Here is a 20,313-nt window from a genome sequence, read left to right as displayed (position 1 = left end):
TACCGCATGCAAGCCTGGTTGTCCGATCTGCAACAGCTACTCGCTCATGGCGATACGGTCGTGCTGGTGACGGTCGCGCGCGTCGAAGGCTCCGCCCCGCGCGAAGCCGGCACGAAGATGATCGTCACGCGTGATACGGCGCGTCATACGATTGGCGGCGGACACCTCGAATGGCGCGCGATCGAAATCGCACGCGAAGTGCTGCGCGACGGGGTGCGCCGACCACGCATGCGCCGCCTCGAGCGCATGGCGTTGGGGCCGAGCCTCGGACAGTGTTGCGGCGGCGCTGTCGTGCTGGCGTTCGAGCGCCTCGATGTCAGCGACCTCGGTTGGGTGGCCACGCTAGCCAAGCGGCTCGCCGCGGGGCAAGCGAGCGTGCGCAGCGTGTCGTTTGGTCCGAGCGCGGACCCGGTGCTGCTCACCGAAGGCGAGCCGGGTTGCGCGACGCCCGACTGTTTGCTCTGGGACGGCGCGGGTTTCGACGAACGACAAGGCAAAGCGCCCGCAGGGAACCAGGACGGCGTATCACCGGCGGGGCTGGCGGCACTCTTGACCGAAACCATCGTGCCGCGCGAATTTTCGGTCGTGCTCTTCGGCGCGGGGCACGTGGGCGCGGCACTCGTGCGTGTGCTGGCGACGCTGCCGTGCCGCGTGCGATGGGTCGACGAGCGCGATGCGCAGTTTGCGCAGCACCTGTTGCCGGCCGCTTTGCACGATCTGACCAACGTTGAGGTGGACGCGAACGACGCACCGGACGAAGCCGTGGACGAAGCCGGGCCCGATAGCTATTTCATCGTGATGACACACAACCACGCGCGCGATCTCGCGCTGGCCGAGCGTATCTTGCGGCGCGGCGACTTTGCGTTTTTCGGCATGATCGGCTCGCGCACCAAGCGGCGACAATTCGAGCATCGGCTCGCCGCCCGCGGCATCGATCCTGCGCGGCTCGCGCGAATGGCCTGCCCGATCGGCATCGAGGGCATTGCCGACAAGTCCCCCGAAGTGATTGCGATCGCGGTCGCCGCGCAACTGCTGCGCACCGTCGAGGCGAACCGCAGCGGCCGCACCGCGGCCGACGTGCCAAGCTCGGCCACTCTCTCCTTTTCCCCATCGACCGACCATGACTCCGACATTCGCTAAAAAAATAGCCGGCGCCCCGAAGGCCGAACTGCACCTGCATATCGAAGGCTCGCTCGAACCCGAGTTGATCTTCAAACTCGCGAAGCGCAACGGCGTGGCGCTGCCATACGATTCGATCGAAGCGCTGCGCGCCGCTTACGCGTTCACCGACTTGCAGTCATTCCTCGATATTTATTACGCCGGCGCAAGCGTGCTGCGCACCGAAGACGACTTCTACGAAATGACCGCGGCGTACGTCGAGCGCGCGCGTGCCGACGGCGTCATCCATGCCGAAATCTTCTTCGATCCGCAGACGCATACCGAACGCGGCGTGCCGATTGCAACCGTTGTCGCCGGCATCGAGCGTGCGCTGGCCGAAGCCGAGCCACGCGGGTTTTCGAGCAAGATGATCCTATGCTTCTTGCGACATCTTTCGGAAGACGATGCGCTCGCCACGTTCGAATCGGCGCTGCCGCTTTTCGACGCTTACGCGCACCGGCTGATCGGCATCGGCCTCGACTCGTCGGAGCGCGGCCATCCGCCGTCGAAATTCGAGCGCGTGTTTGCCAAGGCACGCACGCGCGGCTTGAAGCGTGTCGCGCACGCGGGCGAAGAGGGGCCCCCTGCGTACATTGACGAAGCGCTTGATCTTTTGCAAGTCGAGCGCATCGACCATGGCGTGCGCAGCATCGAGGACCCATCGCTCGTGACCCGGCTCGCCAACACGCGCATTGCGTTGACGGTCTGCCCGCTTTCGAATCTGAAGCTGCGCGTGTTCGACGACATGAAACACCATACGCTCAAGACGCTGCTGGAGCGCGGCGTGGCGGTGACGATCAATTCTGACGATCCGGCGTATTTCGGCGGCTACGTCAACGCGAACTATCTCGCCGCTGCGGATGCGCTGGCGTTGTCCGATGCGGCGCTCTATGCGATCTTGCGCAACGGCTTCGAAGCGTCGTTCGTCACGCCAGCCGAACGCAACGCGATGATTGCGCAGCTCGATGCGCATTGGCACGCTGGAAGTACCGGAAAGCCCGGGGATGCCCGAAGCCCATCATGAGCCGACACGCACATACCGCGCAGCGCGTCGCCTATCGCGCCAAGTTGCTGGGCTTCGCGGGCGACCCTGAACGCTCGGCCGCGGCAACCCACTTCGAGGAAGACGGGCTGCTGATTGTCGAAGATGGACATGTCGTCGCGAACGGGAGCTACGCAGCGCTCGCCGCACAACTGACGCCCACCACCGAACTGCGAGACTTGCGCGGCAAGTTGATCGTGCCGGGTTTCATCGACACGCACTTGCACTATCCGCAAACGGACATGATCGCTTCGCCGGCGCCCGGCCTGCTGCCGTGGCTCGAACGCTACACGTTCCCGACCGAACGGCGCTTCATCGAAGGCGCCTACGCACGCGAAACGGCGGATTTCTTCCTCGATGAACTGCTCGCTTGTGGAACGACCACAGCGCTCGTCTATTGCACCGTTCACAAGCAATCGGCAGACGCATTTTTTGCGGCGAGCGAGGCGCGTAACCTCCGCATGATCGCCGGCAAGGTGTTGATGGACCGCAACTGCCCTGAGTTCCTGCGCGACACGGCGCAATCGGGTTACGACGACAGCGCCGAGCTGATCGAGCGCTGGCACGGCCGCGGAAGACAGCTCTACGCGCTGACGCCGCGTTTCGCGCCAACGTCCACGCCGGCGCAGCTCGAAGCGTGCGGCACGCTCGCGAAAGCGCATCCAGACGTGTTTATCCAGACGCATGTAGCCGAAAACGTCGACGAAGTGAAATGGGTCGCGCAGTTGTACCCCGGGCATCGCAGCTATCTCGACGTCTACGATCGGTACGGACTGCTGCGCCCCCGCGCCGTCTACGGGCACTGCATCCATTTCGACGACGAGGATCGCACGCGCATGGCGCAAACCGGCGCCGTGGCGTCTCACTGCCCAACGTCCAACCTGTTTCTTGGCAGCGGGCTTTTCGACGTTGCCAAAGCGAGCGAGCAAGGCATGGCGGTGGCGCTCGGCACCGATGTCGGGGGCGGCACCTCGTTCTCGATGTTGCGGACGATGAACGAAGCGCACAAGGTCGCGCGTCTGGCTGGACATCACCTGAGCGCCACGCGCATGTTTTGGCTTGCGACGGCGGGTGCCGCCCAGGCGCTTGGCCTGGCCGATACGATCGGCACATTGGCCCCGCAAGCGGAAGCTGATTTCGTCGTGCTTGACCCGCAAGCGACGCCGCTTGTCGCCCGCCGGACCGAGCGTGCCGAATCGCTCGAAGAGTGGCTGTTCGCGTTGGCGTTGCTCGGCGACGATCGCACGGTGTTCGAAACTTATTCGGCGGGCCATTGCGTTCATCGCCGCGATGCGAAGCGCCGGCATTGAGCGCCGCTTGCTCGTCAATCCGCCTCGGCGAACTCGACGCGATTGCGCCCTGCGGTTTTTGCCCGATACATCGCCGCATCGGCAGCGCCAACAAGTTCGTCGGCCGATAGCGGGCGGCTTCGGGCAATAGCCGCACACCCGGCGCTGATGGTGACACGTCCGACGGGCGTCGGGGCATCCAGACGCAGCCGCATCACCGCCTCGCGTGCTTGCGTCGCAATGTCGGCCGCGCTCCGCAGATCCGTGTCGGGCAAGACGATGACGAACTCCTCTCCGCCGTAGCGAGCGACGAAATCTGTCGGGCGCCGAATGACACCAGCGAGCGCACTCGCGACAGCGGCCAGACATTGGTCTCCTTTGAGATGTCCAAAGGCGTCGTTGTATTGCTTGAAATAATCGACGTCGACGAGGATCACCGATAGCGGCGCGCGCGTGCGTTTGGCGAACTCGAATTCCTTGCGGTATTGCTCGTTGAAATACGTGCGGTTATAGACGCCCGTCAATCCATCATGAACGGACGTTTGTAGCAAAGACGCATGCGCATCGAGCAGTTTTCGATAAAGCATACTGACTTCCCATACCAGCAAGCAGACCAATACGGCCGGCGTAAACATGCTGAATACCCGAGCGATATACCACCCTACCGTAAATCGTCCGGCACTCAGAAAATTCAGAGCGGTATCGACGAAGCACGCGAGTACCGCAATCAAAAGCCATTGATCGAGCACGCCGCGCAGGCGGCCAGTCAAAAGCACAATGACAATTGCAGTGATATTGAGTAAGCACGTGACTTGGGCCGTCGTGCCACTTGGAAAGTGGCCAAGCTTATTTGACGGACCGAAAGCCGGAGGCAGGCTGGCGTAAATGGCAAATAGGCACAGCGCCGCGCCAATGGCAATGGGCCCGCCGATTAGTAACCATGTCCACAACCGGACATCTGTTCTTCGAATTCGCACTTGGGCGAATCGATAGCGCATCAAAACGGCCAGCATCACGAAAAACGGAAAGCCGCCGTGCCAGAAAATCCACATCCAGCCGGAACTATGCGGGCCGGCGCCTAACAGGCCGGTCGGTGTGAAAACGCCCGGAAACATCAATAGCTGCAAGGCCACGGCTAAAGCCGTGAAGGCATACGCGCCACCGAGCGCACCCAGGACCGGTTGTCGAGTCGCCGTAAATTGCGCGCCGAGCAGGAAAGCAGCGATAGCGGCGGTGGTGAATACCGTCAGCGCACACATCGGCATAAAAGGGCCAACCGCGGGCAGCGAGATCGTGGCGCGCGAGGCTGCCAATACGAAGATGAGCAGGATCGCAAGCGCTGTCATGCCGGCAAACGCGGTTTGTTTGCGCGTCGCGTGTTGCGTGAGGAAGCTTTCCATCCGATTCACCGATTTGATTTTTGTCGTTCTTCGGAACTTCCGGTATCAATGTACTAGCCATTAGCGGCGAGAGTGCCGCACCGTTTATCGTATGGCGACACGCCCGATATCGGCGATTGTGGACGATCCCGAACGCAATGTCGAACGCCCGATCGGCGGCGCGTTGCGATTCGACTATGCTAAAATCCGCCCCTCATTGGGGAGTAGCCGCCCCGCCGCACTCGGCGGGGGCGTTCGTCAACACACTTGGCCATGCGGCCATGGCGAACGCAGCCTCTGGCCTGGCGAGACCGATGATCCGCACGCGCGCCGTTCAAGGGCCCGGCGTGGTTGCGGGTCATCGCTCGCACCTGTCTCGGCCCGGGGAATATCGTCAACGTGAATCAAGCCTTCCTGATTTCGACCGGCGCGGTCGCGCTCGCCGAAATAGGCGACAAGACACAATTGCTTTCGCTCGTGCTTGCCGCCCGCTACCGCAAGCCGTATCCGATCATGCTCGGCGTGCTGGTCGCCACGCTGGCCAACCATGCGGGCGCGGGCGCCGTCGGCGCCTGGCTCGGCGCGCTCGTGACGCCGACTGTCATGCGTTGGGCGCTCGTGGTCTCGTTTATCGGCATGGCGATATGGGTGCTCGTGCCGGACAAACTCGATGCAAACGAAGCGAACGTCACGCGCGGCCGGCTTGGCGTATTCAGCGCCACCGTCGTCACATTTTTCCTTGCGGAGATGGGCGACAAGACGCAGCTTGCCACCGTTGCGTTAGCCGCCCGCTTTCATGATTTCGTTGGCGTGGTGATCGGCACCACGCTCGGCATGATGATCGCGAATGTCCCGGTGATCTTGCTGGGCGAGCGCTTCGCACACCGGCTGCCGACCCGGACCGTGCATATCATCGCCGCGATGCTTTTCGTGGCGCTCGGCGCGCTCGCGTTCGTGCGCGGCGTCTGACCGACAGCTCCCGCTATTGCGAAGATGCCGCAGGCGGCGCGACCGGGACCTCATTCGACGCGGCGCCGCCACGCTTGTCGAGCGGAATCCGAACGGTACGCACTACACCGTTGCCGAGCGGAAAGTCCGCTAGTGCGCTGCGCACGAGGTAAGGCATCGCGCGCACAAGCGACGACTCTTCGTCCGTATTGCGCGCCGTGACGTTATAGACCTCCTTACCCGACGCCCGCTCGGTCATCCGAATGGCAAGCGTATGCGTGAAAACCGGAAACGTCTGACTCGTATAGCCGGCCGGGAACGGGCCGAACGGCCCAGGCCCGAACGGGCCCATCGGGCGCCAATACGGACCGGGCCACGGGTTGCCATAGAACACCGGTTGCGTGACCGTCATCGTGTCGCTCTGAATCGAGTAACTCAAGCCGACCAGATAACGCGCGGCGGTGTTCGACGCGCGCCTGAACGCGTGAAGGTCGAGCTCGTTGGCCACGAGCTGCTCGTAGGTGGACTGTTCGATGCTGTTTTGCTGCGCGGGCGAGCGCTCGAATGCATAAGTACGTGTTGCATCGCTGCCGCTCCACGCCGAAAAAGCCGTCACTTGTGTCGCCACATACGTCGTGCAACCCGACATCGCCATCACGCATACAGCGAGCACCGGCGTTCGCAGCCATTCCCACGTCGACTTCATGTATTCCTCATCCTTTCGTCAATCAGCGGGCCGCAGCCTGCGGCCCGCTCGGCGATGATACGCCTGCTCGCGATGGTCGAATAGCCAACGCCGTGCAACGGGACACGGCGCAATACTCGCCGGCTTTGTACAATGAACGACGCACTCGCCGCCCGATACGCGAGCCGACACCGTCCACTTCCACGATCCGCCATGTCCGATACCGCCACTTCTGCTGTGATTCACCGGGCCGACTACACGCCGCCCGCCTTCCTGATCGAATCGGTCGCGCTCGAATTCGATCTCGCCCCTGCTCGCACGGTCGTGAAAAGCACCATGCACGTGCGGCGCAACGCCGATGCCGTGCCGGCTAGCCGCCTCGAATTGATGGGCGAAGCGCTCGAACTCGTCTCCGTGGCGCTCGATGGCATACCGCATGCGGCGCACCGCGTCCACGAGCACGGTCTCGTTCTCGAACAGTTGCCCGAGGTTTTCGAGCTCGAGATCGTGAGCGCGAGCAACCCGGCGCTCAATACCACGCTCTCGGGCCTTTACGTCTCCAGCGGAAACTTCTTCACGCAATGCGAGGCCGAGGGATTCCGACGCATCACGTACTTTCTCGACCGGCCCGACGTCATGGCCACCTATGCCGTGACACTGCGTGCCGATAAAAGCGAGTATCCAGTGCTGCTATCGAACGGCAATCTGGTCGAGCAAGGCGACCTCCCGGATGGCCGTCACTTTGCAACGTGGGTGGACCCATTCAAGAAACCGAGCTATTTGTTCGCGCTCGTGGCGGGCCAGCTCGTCGCGCTCGAGGAGCGCATTCGCACGGGCTCGGGCAAAGAGAAACTGTTGCAAGTGTGGGTGGAGCCGCATGACCTCGACAAGACGCGCCACGCGATGGATTCCCTGATCCACGCGATCCGCTGGGACGAGCGGCGTTTCGGCCTCGAACTCGATCTCGACCGTTTCATGATCGTCGCCGTCAGCGACTTCAACATGGGGGCGATGGAGAACAAGGGGCTCAATATCTTCAATACGAAGTACGTGCTGGCCAACCCCGAAACGGCAACCGATACAGATTTCGCGAACATCGAAGCAGTGGTCGGCCATGAATACTTCCATAATTGGACCGGCAACCGCGTGACTTGCCGCGACTGGTTCCAGTTGAGTCTCAAAGAAGGGCTCACGGTGTTTCGCGACCAGGAGTTCTCAGCCGATATGCAAGGGGGAGCCACCGACGACACGGCGCGCGCGGTCAAGCGAATCGAGGACGTGCGTGTGCTCAGACAGATGCAGTTCGCCGAAGATGCGGGCCCGATGGCGCATCCGGTGCGGCCCGAAAGCTATGTCGAGATCAACAACTTCTACACGATGACCGTCTATGAAAAAGGCGCCGAGGTCGTGCGGATGTATCAAACGCTATTCGGCCGCGAAGGTTTTCGTCGCGGCATGGATCTGTACTTCAAACGGCATGACGGGCAGGCCGTCACCTGCGACGATTTCCGCCATGCACTGGCGGATGCGAACGGACGAGATCTCGCCCAGTTCGAACGCTGGTACAGCCAAGCCGGCACGCCGCGCGTCGCTGCGCGCTGCGCCTACGACGCCGATAGCAAACGCGTGACGCTGACGCTTTCGCAACGGTACGCCGATGCGGCGCCCGAAACGTCTGAAACGCAAAAAGGCCCGCTGCTGATTCCGTTCGCCGTGGGCCTCATTGGCCGTGACGGAGCCGATTTGCCGCTGCGCCTCGCCGGCGAGGCGGCGACAGGTCCCACCACACGCGTGCTCGAGCTTACCGAGGCCGAGCAGACATTTACGTTCGAGGGCATTGAAGCGCCGCCGCTGCCGTCGCTGCTACGCAATTTTTCCGCGCCCGTTGTCGTCGAGTACGACTACACGAACGACGAACTCGCGTTCCTGCTCGCGCACGACAGCGATCCGTTCAACCGATGGGAGGCAGGCCAGCGGCTCGCCACACGCGAGTTGCTGGCGCTGACGGAGCCCGCGGCTTCACAGCAGACGCTGTCGCTCGACGATTCAGTCATGGCCGCCTTCGCACGCGTACTGACAGACAAAACGCTGTCGCCGGCGTTTCGCGAGCTTGCGCTCGTGCTGCCTTCCGAGTCCTATCTGGCCGAGCAAATGACGCATGCCGATCCGGCCGCTGTGCACATCGCACGGCAGTTCGTTCGCAAGCGGCTCGCCACCGCGATGCGCCAGGAGTGGTTGACGCTCTACGAGCGGCACGCAACGCAGGGGCCGTATCAGCCCTCCGCCGAAGCCGCTGGACATCGCGCGCTGAGGAATCTCGCGCTCGCGTACCTCGCTGAACTCGACGATCCGTCCGAAGGCGTGGCACTTGCGAATACGCAATACGACGCGGCCAACAACATGACCGATCGCGCCGCAGCACTGACGGCACTGCTTGCCGCTTCAGCAACGGCAGGCAGCGCGGTGGCCGAACGCGCGCTCGATGACTTCTATCGTCGCTTCGAGCGCGAGCCGCTCGTCATCGACAAGTGGTTCGCCATGCAAGCGACGCAACGAGGCAGCGCCGCGCGGCCGATCCTGCCGGTCGTACGCCAACTGATGGCACACCCCGCCTTCACGCTGCGCAATCCGAACCGCGCACGCTCGCTGATTTTCAGCTTCTGCTCGGGTAATCCGGCGCAGTTCCACGCAGCGGATGGCTCGGGTTACGCATTCTGGGCCGAACAGGTGCTTGCACTCGATGCCCTCAACCCGCAGGTGGCCGCTCGGCTTGCGCGCGCGCTCGAATTGTGGCGCCGCTATACACCGGCGCTGCGCGAGCGCATGCATGAAGCGCTCGCTCAGGTGGCGTCCCGAGCATCGTCGCGCGACGTTCGTGAAATCGTCGAGAAAGCGTTGGCCTGACTGGCGCCCTGCCCTCAATTGCAGCCGGCACCGGGTGCCGGCTTTTTTCGCCCTTGCCGGTTGTTCGGACAACCGGTACCGCCCGAAACGCCACTGAGGCACGCGCTTGCGCAGGCTTTGTGTGCGCCCGGCCAAACAAAAACTCGGAGGCGAGCGCGCCCGAGCGGGTAAAATTCACGGCAATCCCACGGCTTTCGGAGCATGCAATGTCTCTCCAGCGACGCACCACCCTAACGAAATATCTGATCGAGCAGCAGCGCGAAACCAACAACTTGCCGGCCGATCTGCGTCTTTTGATCGAAGTTGTCGCGCGCGCGTGCAAGCTCATCAGCCATCACGTCAGCAAGGGCGCGCTGGGTGAAGCGCTTGGTACTGCCGGCAGCGAGAACGTTCAGGGCGAAGTGCAGAAAAAGCTCGATATCCTGTCGAACGAGATTCTGCTCGATGCCAACGAATGGGGCGGCAATTTAGCGGCTATGGCGTCGGAGGAAATGGAAACGCTGTTTCCGATTCCAGCGAACTACCCGCGTGGCCAGTATCTGCTCGTCTTCGATCCGCTCGATGGCTCGTCCAACATCGACGTGAACGTTTCGATCGGCACGATCTTCTCGGTACTGCGCTGTCCGAACGCGGAAGAAGCCACCGAGGAATCGTTCCTTCAGCCGGGCAACCGGCAGGTGGCAGCGGGCTATGCCGTGTACGGGCCGCAAACCGTGCTCGTGCTGACCACCGGCAATGGTGTCAACGGCTTCACGCTCGATCGCGAGCTCGGTTCTTGGGTATTGACGCACCCGAATTTGCGCATTCCCGAAGACACGCGCGAGTTTGCGATCAACGCGTCGAACGCGCGCCACTGGTACCCGCCCGTCGAGCGCTACGTCGACGAGCTGCTGGCCGGCACGACGGGGCCGCGCCAAGCGGATTTCAATATGCGCTGGGTTGCATCGATGGTGGCCGACGTGCATCGCATCTTGCATCGCGGCGGCATCTTCATGTATCCAGCCGATAAGCGCACACCGGATAAGCCGGGCAAGCTGCGGCTGATGTATGAGGCGAATCCGATGTCGTTCATCGTCGAACAGGCCGGCGGCGCCGCGACAAACGGACATCAGCGCATTCTCGACATTCAGCCGACAAGCCTGCATGAGCGCGTGGCGGTGTTCCTCGGCTCGAAGAACGAAGTCGAGCATGTGAGCCGCTACCACGGCAAAGAAGAAATTTGAGCTTGGGGCCTTGCCATCTTCTTCAAGATGTCTCTATAATCGCGTTTCCCTGATGCCGGAATAGCTCAGACGGTAGAGCAGCGCATTCGTAATGCGAAGGTCGGGGGTTCGATTCCTCTTTCCGGCACCAAGAATTCCAGTGAAAGGCCCAGCCCGCAAAGCTGGGCCTTTTCATTTGGCGTAAATCTGGCGTAGTGGCGGGATGCCCTGCCCGTCGCGACGTTGGAGAACGCAGGCAAACGCCGACAATAGCGAAAGAATTTCGAAGCCAAAAAAATGCGGCCCGCGGAAAGAGGTAACGGGAGTAATGCAACGACGCGCCTATCTCACAGACTCCCTGGCTTAACGGATCGCCCGTTTTCAAGCCGGTCACAAAGCGGTAACAGACAAGTCACTCGTCACCTTCTATTTCAGCAACCTTATTGACACCCTTTTTTCCTTCAAATCAAAGAGTTGCATAAGCGTTACCGTTTTAGTTACCTGTCGTGACTGCCCTCCCGTAACAGGACATCATCGTCAATTCAACGAGCTAGGCGTCGCGAAAGGGCCTCGTTACGCGAGTTACCATTTGCGGTGGTCGTCCCAGAACGTGGGGCATGCGAGGCCCCGCATCGTCGACGAACTCAGACAAGTCTGATAATACGGACATAGTTTGAGTGCCGACATCCGCCTCCGTATCATTGCGGCGTGTTCCAAACAGCGAACACCTGGATTGGCATCCGGAAACCGCACAACGTAGGCGATCGTCGGAAATCGGCGGCTTTTCGCCTACGCGTCATGCGCCTCCAATGGTCGGGCCTTGACGGGGGAGCCTTCGGGCTCGCCGGTTCCTTGTGCGCCGGTATGCCAACCCTGTCCTGTGCCCGGCCACCTCATTTGGCATTGAGGTCCGGGTTGTCGAACCCGCACAAGGAGCGCGCGCAATGCACTACCCCGCCGCAGATTCCGAAGTTTTCCGACACCAACTTGACGTCGCAATGGTCAGCATCGACCGTCTCAGCGCCCTAGCTAGCCTCTTGTCCGTAGAGAATGTCGCATCCGCCTTTGGCCGGCTTTCTCCGCTTGAGCAAGTTGCTATATTCGGTAGTTTCGAAGCAGACCTGCAGAAAGCTCGCACCGCGCTATTGCATGCGGCAGCAGGCAGTTGCGCGCCATACGCCCCGCCGCACGATCGCCGTCCTGATATCCCTCTTTCAGCGTTCCAAGATCCGCCACATGTCGAGCAGCTTCCGTGTCTATATCGATGAGTCTGGAGACGAGGGGTTTAAATTCCTGCCCGACGAACAAGGAAGTTCGAGATGGTTCGTGCTCTCGGCGGTCGTGATCAGAAAGGAGCGAGATCTCCAACTTGTGCAGTTGGCGAAAGATGTGCGCGTCCTTTTGAAGAAGGAACCGAAGCACGCGCTGCACTTCCGGCATCTCAAGCATGAGCAACGGGTGCCGTTTGTTCGCCGGATCGGTGAATCGCCGCTCCGGCATATCCACATCCTCGTGCATAAGCCGTCGATCGCGGATCCCGAAGCATTTTAGAAGGAGAAGTTCTCGCTATACCAGGTTGCTGCTCAAACGCGTAAGCTGGCTCTGCCGCGACTATTATCGGCCAGGGGACTTGGGCAACGGCCTAGCAGAATTGATCTTCTCGAATCGATCAGCGATGTCGTACGAGGATCTCCGCGAGTACTTGCGGCGCCTGCGAAACCTGCCGGAAGTGCGGATTCATTGGGAGAGTGTCGATCCTGATGCAGTCCGTGCGGTCTCGCATGACCAACTAGCCGGACTTCAAATCGCAGACGCGGTCGCCACAGGAGCTTTCTATTCGGTACACCGCTCGGTGTACGGAGAAACAGAAGATGGCTACCTGCGGCTGTTGGCGCGCAATATTTATCGGAATCGCGGAACTGCCGACGGCTACGGACTGAAGTTTTGGTGTGCCGATACGGAGGAGAAGAACCGGGTGTTGGCAGTGGTTGCCAACTGAGAGGAAGTACTGTTGCAGGCCCCGGATTCGAGGATCCCACCCATTCGGGCTGCCGTCTTGCGACGACCTCTACAAGCTCCGCGCTCGCCTGCAACAACACCTAGTATATTACGAAACTGCCACAGCGCGCATCGCCCTGCATCAAATCGCACAGTTTGTGAGGGCATGGAACCGCCCGGAAACTCCACACTCCACGCGCTGGGCCGCCAAGAGGCACAGTGCATTGTAAACCACCCCCAGACAACGCCCGCAGGCGGGGAGGGACTGCAATTTCGAGCCGCTCGCTACGCCGGATAACGCGTAGCGCCGGCAACGAGAAGTCCACTTCGATGCACAGGCCCTCGCGGTTAAAGTCGTCGATGACGTTAAACAGCCTGATGCTACGACCGTCGGCGAGCTGATCATGCATAACGTCCATCGACCAGCATTCGTTCAGCGCCAGGGGCACGGCTAGCGGTTCCGGTTGCTCACGTACTAGCCGTTTGCGCGGCTTGATGCGCAGATTCAGTTCCAGCTCGCGATAGATACGGTAAACACGCCTGTGATTCCAGGCGAAGCCCTTGACGTTGCGCAGGTACAAGAAGCACAGCCCGAAACCCCAGTTGCGCTGGTTGTGTGTGAACGTCACGAGCCACTGTGCGATGACTTCGTTTTCTGCACAGCGTTTAGCCCGGTACCGATAGCAGGTTTGGCTCACGCCAAACGCCTCACAGGCCGCCCGTGCGCTCATCGCGCGCTCCTTGACTGCACGCATGTCCATCTCGCGTCGGCGGGATGGCCTCACCACTTTTTTTCAAGCGCCTCACGCACCACCTCGGCCTTCAGCCGCTCTTCGGCGTACATCTTCTTGAGCCTCGCGTTCTCCGTCTCAAGCTCCTTCATCCGCGTCATCAGCGCCGCGTCCATGCCGCCGTATTTCGAGCGCTATTTGTAGAAGCTCGCGCTGCTCATGCCGTGCTCGCGACACAACTCCGGCACGGGGGCTCCCGCTTCCGCCTGCTTCAAGATCGCGAGGATCTGGCTTTCCGTGAATCTGGACGTCTTCATGCAAAATTTCCTGTAGGTTCTGCTGCTAGAAAATTCTACTTCGAACATCCGTTAATTAACGGGGCGACTACCGCATCGCCCCGGCACAGAAACGGCCAGCCGAACCCGGATAAGCCCGCCGCCGTCCCGCTCGTTGTTGCGGATTGTCAATGCGGCACGAGAAAGCCGACCTTACCGAGGGGCGGTTTTTTGTCGGTGGCAAATATCTCAGAAACATGAGCGTCCGGCAATCTGCTAGGTTCACCCCGCGCCGAGAATGGCCGCTCGATGCGCGATGCTCGATGCGGTCAACCTTATATGTGAGCGTGCGCCACAAACGAACGTTGCGGTACGTGATGAAAACGAAGCCGATAACAACGAGAAGATTTATGCAAAAGTGCGATAACCCAAGGTGTCCAATCTGTTACCCGAACTGGAAAGAGGAAGAGGCCGCCGCGAAAAAGCGAGCCGAAGACAACAAGCAGGACTGTATCGACTGCTGGCGCTTCTATCAGAAGAAGGCCGAGGCGATCGTATCGGCGGGTGATCCGGTTGCCCGCAGTCGAAGTATCAACGCGGCCTACGCGCAATTGTGGCTGGACGATCGCCGGTTCCAGTGGGCCGGACTCGCTGCATTTGCATCCAAACAGGTCGGCTGTGGCCCGCTCAACGCCGCAGAGATGATCGGCAAGTCGAATCAGCAACGCAATGCCTACCAGCAATGGGACAAAAACAGTTCGCCGCTTGAACGCCTGTCGCCCTATGCGTCGCCGCGTATGCCGATGCCGGATCAGGCATCCGGCGAAGGCGCACGCAAGGTCTACGAGATGCTGGCGAAGGGCAATACTGCATTGTTTCTCGACGTGTGGCCGTTGCACATGTTTTACAAGAAGTTTGGACTGCCGCGTTTCAAACGGTGTTTGCCGGAACGCCAGGCGCTGCGCGGCTCGGTCGTGTGGCCGTTCCGTTCGGTGCTGTGCAGCCCCGTGTCGTGCGCGCGTTCGAGGCAATTGACGCAGGGGACGCGGCTGGAGGTGTCAAATTTTTGGCCGAACACGAACAACTCAATATCCTGCAACCAGCCATGTACGACGGTACGGCGTTTGCCCTGTTGATGCGGGCCAACCAGTTCGCCTGGGCGCTGAATATCCCAACCGGATCGGCGCGGGAAATCCAGTTGGCGCTCGTTAATCAGTGCACGGTCACGGGTGCCAATGCCAAGTACGAAATATTCAGCAAGCAGCCCCTGGCTAATCTGGCGGACCCAAATCAACGGATGGCGTTCGTGATGCGCGCGGCACAGCGGTTCGATGAACTGCTGCGCGACCCGATCGAAAAACACTCGGTTGAAAATTCCATATTCCTTATCGCGCATCCGAGGTAGCCATGCCGCGTCGAAATATAAGGCGGTTCGGGTATCTCGTAGGTGTATTGATCGGCTGCGCAGTCGCATGGGGCATTTACACGGTTGCAATGCCCTTTGATGAAGTCGCGCTGACCCTTGGCGAACTCTATGAGCAGGTACGCAAGCAATCCCGCTCGACCTTGCCTGCTGCCGAGCCTGGAATATTGTGGGGAGGATTCGTAACTCGTCCAGCCAGATTGCGTTTCACGGATCCAGAATATGGCTTCGTCACGCCCCCGGCGAAATTCCTATATGTCGGAACGGACAAGTTTGGAAAGGTCGAATCGGCAACCTTGTCACCGCAAATTGCAACCCTGCCGCTCGATCAGGCAATGGCCATTGTTGAGGATTTGCAGGAACAGTTACGGCGACGCGGCTGGCATTCGATACGCGCTCATCGTTTTCCACCAATCACAAGCGTGCCGACAATGTTGGAGAGCATACGGCGCGGCGACGATCCACAGACCTTCTGGCAGGCCGCAGGCAAATATCAGGTCGCCCTCGACGTTCGCCGTTTCATCCACGAGAACCACCCAAACGACGAGCGCTACCTGATTACGCTGGAATTAAGCGGCCCTCCCCTGATGGAGGACAGTCCTGGTAGCTAATGCGTCCTACTGTCTCGGCCTTGTGTCACTGGTGTGTGCATTGCGGCGATATCGCATCGCTCAGTGTTATCGCGTGGCGGCATTACCGCGCAGGATGATTCTTTAAGAGTGCGGTGCGCTGGACTGCTGCCGCGCCGCGTTTTCCCCTTCCAAACAAGGCGCGTATAGGTGTGCTCTGCGGTGGGCGGCGGTGTATAACCGCGCGCTGTGGTGGTTATCAAGAATTCGTAATGCGAAGGTCGGGGGTTCGATTCCCCTTTCCGCACCAAAAAGAATCAAGCAAAAAGCCCAGTCAATTGCGCCTGGGCTTTTGGCCTTTGAACGCGTAGACGTTCAGATATCGAAAAATACAGTCTCACGGCCACCGTCCGGCGTGTCCTGCAGCCGCACATCGAAGGTATAAACGGCCCTGCCCTCGCGCTCGCTGCGTCGCGCAACAAGCGTATCGCGCCGCACAGCCCATTCGATGCCGGCAAGCACTGGGTCGTTCAGATTGGCGTCGACCTCATCGCTGAAATACAGGCGAGTGTGCAAGCCCATATTGATACCGCGCGCGAACAGCACGACACAAATATGCGGCGCCTGCAACGCGCCGTTGTGTGCGGCCACCGGCCCAGGCTTGATCGTCTCGAAACGATACACCCCCGTCTCGAAATCGGTGCCTGTGCGCCCCCATCCCCGAAACGACGGATCGAGCGCCTTGCCCTGCCGGTCGCCGGGATGCGCATATCGCCCTTCGGCATTGGCTTGCCAGATTTCGGTCAGCGCATCGCGCACGAGCGACCCGGAGCCATCGTAGACGCGCCCTTCGATATCGATGCGCTCGCCGAGCGTTTGATCGGACACAAGCACGTTACCGAAGTTGTTCTCGAAGATATCGAAACCGGCTTGCTTCGGAGCAAGGCCGATGTGCACGTACGGACCGCCCGTCTGCGATGCGGTCTCGTTCCAACGTATCGGCGAAAACGGTGCAAGCGTCATCATTTCGCTCTCGGCACTGACTGTTCGAAATGCGTCGCGCGACGCCCGCGCAACGTAATGTCGAAGCGATAGCAACGGCTGTCGAGCGGGATGTGATTGGCCGAATCTTGCAATGCGATCAGCCCGCGGATCTGCTCTTCGCTCGGGATCGTCTTCAAAATCGGGCATTGCGCGATCAGCGGGTCCCCCTCGAAATACATCTGCGTGATGAGCCGCTGGGCCCAACCGTCGCCACTTAACGAGTAATGAATATGCGACGGGCGCCAATCGTTAATCCGGTTGCGCCACGGATAAGCGCCCGGCTTGATCGTCCGATAGACGTAATAGCCGTTTGCATCGGTGAGCATTCGCCCGCAGCCGCCGAAATTCGGATCGATCGGCGCAAGGTACTTGTCGTTCTTGTGCCGATAGCGACCACCCGCATTCGCTTGCCAAACTTCGACGAGCGCATGCTCGACGGGACGACCGAACTCATCGCGAACATAACCGTGCACGATGATGCGCTCGCCGATCGGCAACCCTTCTTTGGCAAAATTCATGATGAGATCGTTGTCGAGCGGCCCCAACTCGTCCGGGCTGAATACGGGTGCGGTCGTCTCCGATAGCGTATTGCGCGTCGAAATCAAAGCGTTACGCGGCGATCTCAACACGCTCGTCTTGTAGCCGGGCGTCAAAGCCGGCGGATGCTGTTCCGTATCCCGTTGGGCAAATTCACCGTAAGCGCTGGCGTGTCCGGCAGCCAATGTCTGCATCCGCGTCTCCTTCAGATTCGTTCGCATAGCCGTGACTCTAGATTGCCGAAAGCTTTCGGTAAATTGACTTGTTTTCGTCAATTCCATAACCTAAAGGAATGGAAACCGCTCTTCGTTCTCGCCTCCGCCTGCGCCACATTCACTGCTTTCTTGCCATCGCACAGGAGCGCAGCCTCGGCCGCGCCGCCGAGCAGCTTCATCTGAGCCAGCCGGCCGTTTCGAAGACGTTGGTCGAGCTCGAGTCGCTCGCCGGTGTCGAGCTTGTCGAGCGGGGCCGGCACGGGGCGCGGCTCACCGCTGCCGGCGAACATTTCCTGCGTTATGCGATCGACATCGAGCACGCATTGGAGTCAGCAGGTGCCGCGTTGAGCGGCGAGGCAACGCCGTCGCCTGCGCCGCTCGAGATCGGCGCGCTGCCGACGGTCGCGAGCGGCCTCGTTCCCGACGCGCTGGTGCGGCTGCGCGCGCTTCGCCCTCATGCCGGCGTGAGATTGAGAACAGCGACCAACGCCGTGCTGCTTTCAGCGCTAAAAAGCGGCGAGCTCGATTTCGTGATCGGACGCATGGCCGAACCGTCCGCCATGCAAGGGCTTTCGTTCGAATTGCTCTACGCCGAGCCGCTCGTGATGGCCGTGCGCCCGCGTCATCCGCTATTGGCGGCCGGCACGGTCTCGCTGCCGGCGGTGCTGGCCTATCCGCTGATCGTGGCGCCGGCCGGCACCGTGCCACGGCTCAACACCGATGCCTACTTCGACGCGCATGCGCTGCGCGTGCCGTCCGCGTGCGTCGAAACCTTGTCGGTATCGGTCGCGCGGCTACTGGCGCGTCGATCCGACGCCGTATGGATTACGCCCGAACGCGCCGCACGCGACGATATCGAGACGCGCCTACTTTGCGCGCTTGATCTGCCGATGAGAGGCGCCGAGGAACCCGTGGGCATCATCTGGCGCAGCGCCGGCGACACCAGCGAACTCGCGCAGACGCTCGCGGAAATCCTCAGAACGCTCGCACACGAGAAGCCGCGCACGCGCGGCAAGCGCGCGACCGGAGCATAGTCCCTGTACGCACGTCCTTGACCCGCTCCGGTCGGACGCATACCATCGTCCGCATTGTTCGTTTTTTAGCACATTGTTCGATTATCGAACAACTTTCCACCCGTTCATCATGCGCGAATTCGAAGGACGCCTCACCGATCGCCTGACATCCACCAACGCGCTGATCGCCGTTTTTTCGCCGCACGCGACGGTGCAGCGCATGCTCGATGTGGAGGCGGCGCTTGCGCGTGCGCTCGCGGTGGCCGGCGTCATTCCCACTGGCGCAGCGGGGCTGATCGCGGCGGCGTGTCGCGCCGATCGTATCGATGTGAACGCGCTGAGCGCGAGCGCTGCGCGCGCCGGCAATCTCGCCATTCCACTCGTCAAGCAGTTGACCGCATTAGTGACCGAGGAAGCGCCCGATGCGGCGAAATACGTGCATTGGGGCGCCACGAGCCAAGACATCATCGATACCGGCATGGTGTTGCAACTGCGCGATGCGTTCGCGCTCATCGAGACCGATCTGGCCGCGCTTGCAAATGTGCTCGCCCGTCAGGCCGAGCGCCATCGCGCCACGCCGATGGTGGGACGCACATGGCTGCAGCAGGCTTTGCCGATCACGCTAGGCTTGAAGTTCGCCCAATGGCTCGATGCGCTCGAGCGCCACCGTTTGCGTTTCGCGCTGTTACGCGAGCGCGCGTTCGTGCTGCAGTTCGGCGGCGCCGCGGGCACGCTCGCGAGCCTCGGCGAAAAGGCGGACGCCGTGGCGCAAGCGCTCGCGCACGAGCTTGCGCTGCCGCTACCGGCTCTGCCTTGGCATACGCAGCGTGATCGTTTCGCCGAGACGGCGACGACGTTCGGCCTGCTCACCGGTACGCTCGGCAAGATCGCACGCGACGTGTCGTTGCAAATGCAAACCGAAGTCGGCGAGCTCGCCGAACCGTCGGGAGCGGGCAAAGGGGGTTCGTCGACGATGCCGCACAAGCGCAACCCGGTTGGGTGCGCCGCCGTACTGACCGCCGCGGTTCGCGTGCCCGGGCTCGTCGCCACGGTGCTCGCCGCGATGGTGCAGGAACACGAACGGGCGCTCGGCGGCTGGCAGGCCGAGTGGGAGGCGCTGCCCGATATCGCACGGCTGGCCGGCGGTGCGCTGGCTAACATCATCGAGATCGTCGACGGTCTGGAGGTCGACCCGGTCCGCCTTGCCGCCAATCTCGACCTGACGCATGGGCTCATCCTTGCCGAAGCTGTGATGCTCGCACTGGGCGAATCGATGGGGCGCTTGCAAGCACATCGGCTGGTCGAACAAGCCGCGCGCGAAGCCGTGGCGAGCGGGCGCAGCTTGCGCGATGTCCTAGCCGACGATCCCAACGTCGTGAAGCAACTCGGTATCCGGCGCCTGGATGCGCTGTTCGATCCGGCCAACTATGCGGGCAATTCACCGGCATTCGTCGATGCCGTCCTCGCGGCGTTTCGCACCTCGCAAATCAGTCAGGAGTCCCAATGAACGACGAAGAACGCTATCAAGCTGGCATGGACGTGCGCCGCGCTGTGCTCGGCGATGCGCACGTCGATCGCTCGCTCGCGAATCGCACGGCGCTCACCGGCGAGTTTCAGGAATTGATCACGCGGTACGCGTGGGGCGAAATTTGGACGCGCGAGGGGCTGCCGCGCCATACGCGCAGTCTGCTGACAATTGCGATGATGGTGGCGCTCAATCGCGACGAAGAACTCGCGTTGCATTTGCGTGCGGCGAAAAACAACGGCGTCACGCGCGACGAAATCAAGGAAGTGCTGTTACAGGCAGCCATCTATTGCGGCGTGCCGGCCGCCAACTCGGCATTTCACCTCGCCGCCCGCATCTTCAGCGAAGACGATACCAGCGCCGCGCAATAAGTCCG

Annotated in this window: 16 protein-coding genes, 1 tRNA gene, 2 pseudogenes and 1 riboswitch; of the genes and pseudogenes, 14 read left to right on the top strand and 5 right to left on the bottom strand. The window is 61.3% G+C overall.

Annotated elements, in window-relative coordinates:
* The first annotated feature begins 6 nt into the window (after nucleotides 1-6).
* Genes xdhC through guaD form a run of 3 tightly spaced genes read left to right on the top strand, consistent with a single transcriptional unit; the run spans nucleotide 7 to nucleotide 3,510 of the window.
* Nucleotides 7-1,140, top strand: a complete 1,134-nt coding sequence (gene xdhC, locus ACSQ20_RS05600) for a xanthine dehydrogenase accessory protein XdhC (protein WP_436018183.1) — start codon at nucleotides 7-9, stop codon at nucleotides 1,138-1,140.
* On the top strand, nucleotides 1,121-2,182 hold the full coding sequence (locus ACSQ20_RS05595; protein WP_436018182.1) for an adenosine deaminase: 1,062 nt from the start codon (nucleotides 1,121-1,123) through the stop codon (nucleotides 2,180-2,182). Before xdhC ends, ACSQ20_RS05595 begins: the two co-directional genes overlap by 20 nt.
* The gene (gene guaD, locus ACSQ20_RS05590; RefSeq protein ID WP_436018181.1) at nucleotides 2,179-3,510 is read left to right on the top strand and encodes a guanine deaminase; all 1,332 of its coding nucleotides are present in this window, start codon (nucleotides 2,179-2,181) and stop codon (nucleotides 3,508-3,510) included. The genes ACSQ20_RS05595 and guaD overlap by 4 nt, the downstream gene beginning before the upstream one ends.
* 14 nt (nucleotides 3,511-3,524) lie before the next feature.
* Here guaD and ACSQ20_RS05585 read toward each other — a convergent pair whose 3' ends face one another.
* Nucleotides 3,525-4,889: a sensor domain-containing diguanylate cyclase gene (locus ACSQ20_RS05585; RefSeq protein ID WP_436018180.1), complete on the bottom strand. Its 1,365-nt coding sequence runs from the start codon at nucleotides 4,887-4,889 to the stop codon at nucleotides 3,525-3,527.
* 186 nt (nucleotides 4,890-5,075) lie between these two features.
* A riboswitch (yybP-ykoY riboswitch) is annotated at nucleotides 5,076-5,249 on the top strand.
* Nucleotides 5,250-5,267: 18 nt separating this feature from the next.
* On the opposite strand from ACSQ20_RS05585, the gene ACSQ20_RS05580 reads away from it, so the two are divergent.
* Nucleotides 5,268-5,837 (top strand): TMEM165/GDT1 family protein, encoded by a 570-nt coding sequence (locus ACSQ20_RS05580; protein WP_436018179.1) that lies wholly within the window; start codon nucleotides 5,268-5,270, stop codon nucleotides 5,835-5,837.
* Between the two features lie 13 nt (nucleotides 5,838-5,850).
* Here ACSQ20_RS05580 and ACSQ20_RS05575 read toward each other — a convergent pair whose 3' ends face one another.
* Nucleotides 5,851-6,522, bottom strand: coding sequence for a DUF4136 domain-containing protein (locus ACSQ20_RS05575; RefSeq protein WP_436018178.1), 672 nt, complete (start codon nucleotides 6,520-6,522; stop codon nucleotides 5,851-5,853).
* Nucleotides 6,523-6,714: 192 nt separating this feature from the next.
* On the opposite strand from ACSQ20_RS05575, the gene pepN reads away from it, so the two are divergent.
* The 5 genes from pepN (at nucleotide 6,715) to ACSQ20_RS05550 (ending at nucleotide 12,606) form a co-directional block, all read left to right on the top strand.
* Nucleotides 6,715-9,405: an aminopeptidase N gene (pepN, locus tag ACSQ20_RS05570; RefSeq protein ID WP_436018177.1), complete on the top strand. Its 2,691-nt coding sequence runs from the start codon at nucleotides 6,715-6,717 to the stop codon at nucleotides 9,403-9,405.
* Between the two features lie 206 nt (nucleotides 9,406-9,611).
* The gene (locus ACSQ20_RS05565; protein ID WP_436018176.1) at nucleotides 9,612-10,628 is read left to right on the top strand and encodes a class 1 fructose-bisphosphatase; all 1,017 of its coding nucleotides are present in this window, start codon (nucleotides 9,612-9,614) and stop codon (nucleotides 10,626-10,628) included.
* Between the two features lie 54 nt (nucleotides 10,629-10,682).
* A tRNA-Thr gene (locus ACSQ20_RS05560) sits at nucleotides 10,683-10,758 on the top strand.
* Nucleotides 10,759-11,756: 998 nt separating this feature from the next.
* Nucleotides 11,757-12,158 (top strand): DUF3800 domain-containing protein, encoded by a 402-nt coding sequence (locus ACSQ20_RS05555; protein WP_436018175.1) that lies wholly within the window; start codon nucleotides 11,757-11,759, stop codon nucleotides 12,156-12,158.
* A gap of 124 nt (nucleotides 12,159-12,282) precedes the next feature.
* Nucleotides 12,283-12,606 (top strand): hypothetical protein, encoded by a 324-nt coding sequence (locus tag ACSQ20_RS05550; RefSeq protein WP_436018174.1) that lies wholly within the window; start codon nucleotides 12,283-12,285, stop codon nucleotides 12,604-12,606.
* A gap of 274 nt (nucleotides 12,607-12,880) precedes the next feature.
* On the opposite strand, the pseudogene ACSQ20_RS05545 reads toward ACSQ20_RS05550, so the two are convergent.
* A pseudogene (locus ACSQ20_RS05545) lies at nucleotides 12,881-13,653 on the bottom strand (transposase); the annotation flags it as partial.
* A gap of 149 nt (nucleotides 13,654-13,802) precedes the next feature.
* On the opposite strand from ACSQ20_RS05545, the pseudogene ACSQ20_RS05540 reads away from it, so the two are divergent.
* Nucleotides 13,803-15,016, top strand: a pseudogene (locus ACSQ20_RS05540) (DUF2515 family protein).
* A gap of 2 nt (nucleotides 15,017-15,018) precedes the next feature.
* On the top strand, nucleotides 15,019-15,645 hold the full coding sequence (locus ACSQ20_RS05535) for a flagellar biosynthesis sigma factor (protein WP_436018173.1): 627 nt from the start codon (nucleotides 15,019-15,021) through the stop codon (nucleotides 15,643-15,645).
* A gap of 333 nt (nucleotides 15,646-15,978) precedes the next feature.
* On the opposite strand, the gene pcaG is transcribed toward ACSQ20_RS05535, so the two are convergent.
* Both pcaG and pcaH read right to left on the bottom strand, forming a co-directional pair.
* Nucleotides 15,979-16,629: a protocatechuate 3,4-dioxygenase subunit alpha gene (pcaG, locus tag ACSQ20_RS05530; RefSeq protein WP_436018172.1), complete on the bottom strand. Its 651-nt coding sequence runs from the start codon at nucleotides 16,627-16,629 to the stop codon at nucleotides 15,979-15,981.
* The gene (pcaH, locus tag ACSQ20_RS05525; RefSeq protein WP_436018171.1) at nucleotides 16,626-17,378 is read right to left on the bottom strand and encodes a protocatechuate 3,4-dioxygenase subunit beta; all 753 of its coding nucleotides are present in this window, start codon (nucleotides 17,376-17,378) and stop codon (nucleotides 16,626-16,628) included. Before pcaH ends, pcaG begins: the two co-directional genes overlap by 4 nt.
* A 98-nt stretch (nucleotides 17,379-17,476) precedes the next feature.
* Between pcaH and ACSQ20_RS05520 the strand changes: the two genes are divergently transcribed.
* The 3 genes from ACSQ20_RS05520 (at nucleotide 17,477) to pcaC (ending at nucleotide 20,308) form a co-directional block, all read left to right on the top strand.
* A complete protein-coding gene (locus ACSQ20_RS05520) occupies nucleotides 17,477-18,433 on the top strand; it encodes a LysR substrate-binding domain-containing protein (protein ID WP_436018170.1) in 957 nt (318 codons plus the stop codon).
* A 109-nt stretch (nucleotides 18,434-18,542) separates the two neighbouring features.
* The gene (locus ACSQ20_RS05515; protein ID WP_436018169.1) at nucleotides 18,543-19,919 is read left to right on the top strand and encodes a 3-carboxy-cis,cis-muconate cycloisomerase; all 1,377 of its coding nucleotides are present in this window, start codon (nucleotides 18,543-18,545) and stop codon (nucleotides 19,917-19,919) included.
* Entirely contained in the window at nucleotides 19,916-20,308 is a 393-nt protein-coding gene (gene pcaC / locus ACSQ20_RS05510) for a 4-carboxymuconolactone decarboxylase (RefSeq protein ID WP_436018168.1), read from the top strand. The genes ACSQ20_RS05515 and pcaC overlap by 4 nt, the downstream gene beginning before the upstream one ends.
* Nucleotides 20,309-20,313: the final 5 nt, after the last annotated feature.

Origin of the sequence: Trinickia sp. LjRoot230, from assembly GCF_964253315.1 — a bacterium.
Lineage (GTDB): Bacteria > Pseudomonadota > Gammaproteobacteria > Burkholderiales > Burkholderiaceae > Trinickia.
The sequence above is the reverse complement of the archived record's forward strand: the minus strand, read 5'-3'. Positions and strand labels throughout refer to the sequence as shown.

Coding starts and splice junctions, on each gene's coding strand:
- pcaC (WP_436018168.1), top strand. CDS start 19,916: ATGAACGACGAAGAACGCTATCAAGCTGGCATGGACGTGCGCCGCGCT.
- ACSQ20_RS05555 (WP_436018175.1), top strand. CDS start 11,757: ATGCGGCAGCAGGCAGTTGCGCGCCATACGCCCCGCCGCACGATCGCC.
- ACSQ20_RS05595 (WP_436018182.1), top strand. CDS start 1,121: ATGACTCCGACATTCGCTAAAAAAATAGCCGGCGCCCCGAAGGCCGAA.
- ACSQ20_RS05550 (WP_436018174.1), top strand. CDS start 12,283: ATGTCGTACGAGGATCTCCGCGAGTACTTGCGGCGCCTGCGAAACCTG.
- ACSQ20_RS05535 (WP_436018173.1), top strand. CDS start 15,019: ATGCCGCGTCGAAATATAAGGCGGTTCGGGTATCTCGTAGGTGTATTG.
- guaD (WP_436018181.1), top strand. CDS start 2,179: ATGAGCCGACACGCACATACCGCGCAGCGCGTCGCCTATCGCGCCAAG.
- ACSQ20_RS05575 (WP_436018178.1), bottom strand. CDS start 6,522: ATGAAGTCGACGTGGGAATGGCTGCGAACGCCGGTGCTCGCTGTATGC.
- pcaH (WP_436018171.1), bottom strand. CDS start 17,378: ATGCAGACATTGGCTGCCGGACACGCCAGCGCTTACGGTGAATTTGCC.
- ACSQ20_RS05520 (WP_436018170.1), top strand. CDS start 17,477: ATGGAAACCGCTCTTCGTTCTCGCCTCCGCCTGCGCCACATTCACTGC.
- pcaG (WP_436018172.1), bottom strand. CDS start 16,629: ATGATGACGCTTGCACCGTTTTCGCCGATACGTTGGAACGAGACCGCA.
- pepN (WP_436018177.1), top strand. CDS start 6,715: ATGTCCGATACCGCCACTTCTGCTGTGATTCACCGGGCCGACTACACG.
- ACSQ20_RS05565 (WP_436018176.1), top strand. CDS start 9,612: ATGTCTCTCCAGCGACGCACCACCCTAACGAAATATCTGATCGAGCAG.
- ACSQ20_RS05515 (WP_436018169.1), top strand. CDS start 18,543: ATGCGCGAATTCGAAGGACGCCTCACCGATCGCCTGACATCCACCAAC.
- xdhC (WP_436018183.1), top strand. CDS start 7: ATGCAAGCCTGGTTGTCCGATCTGCAACAGCTACTCGCTCATGGCGAT.
- ACSQ20_RS05585 (WP_436018180.1), bottom strand. CDS start 4,889: ATGGAAAGCTTCCTCACGCAACACGCGACGCGCAAACAAACCGCGTTT.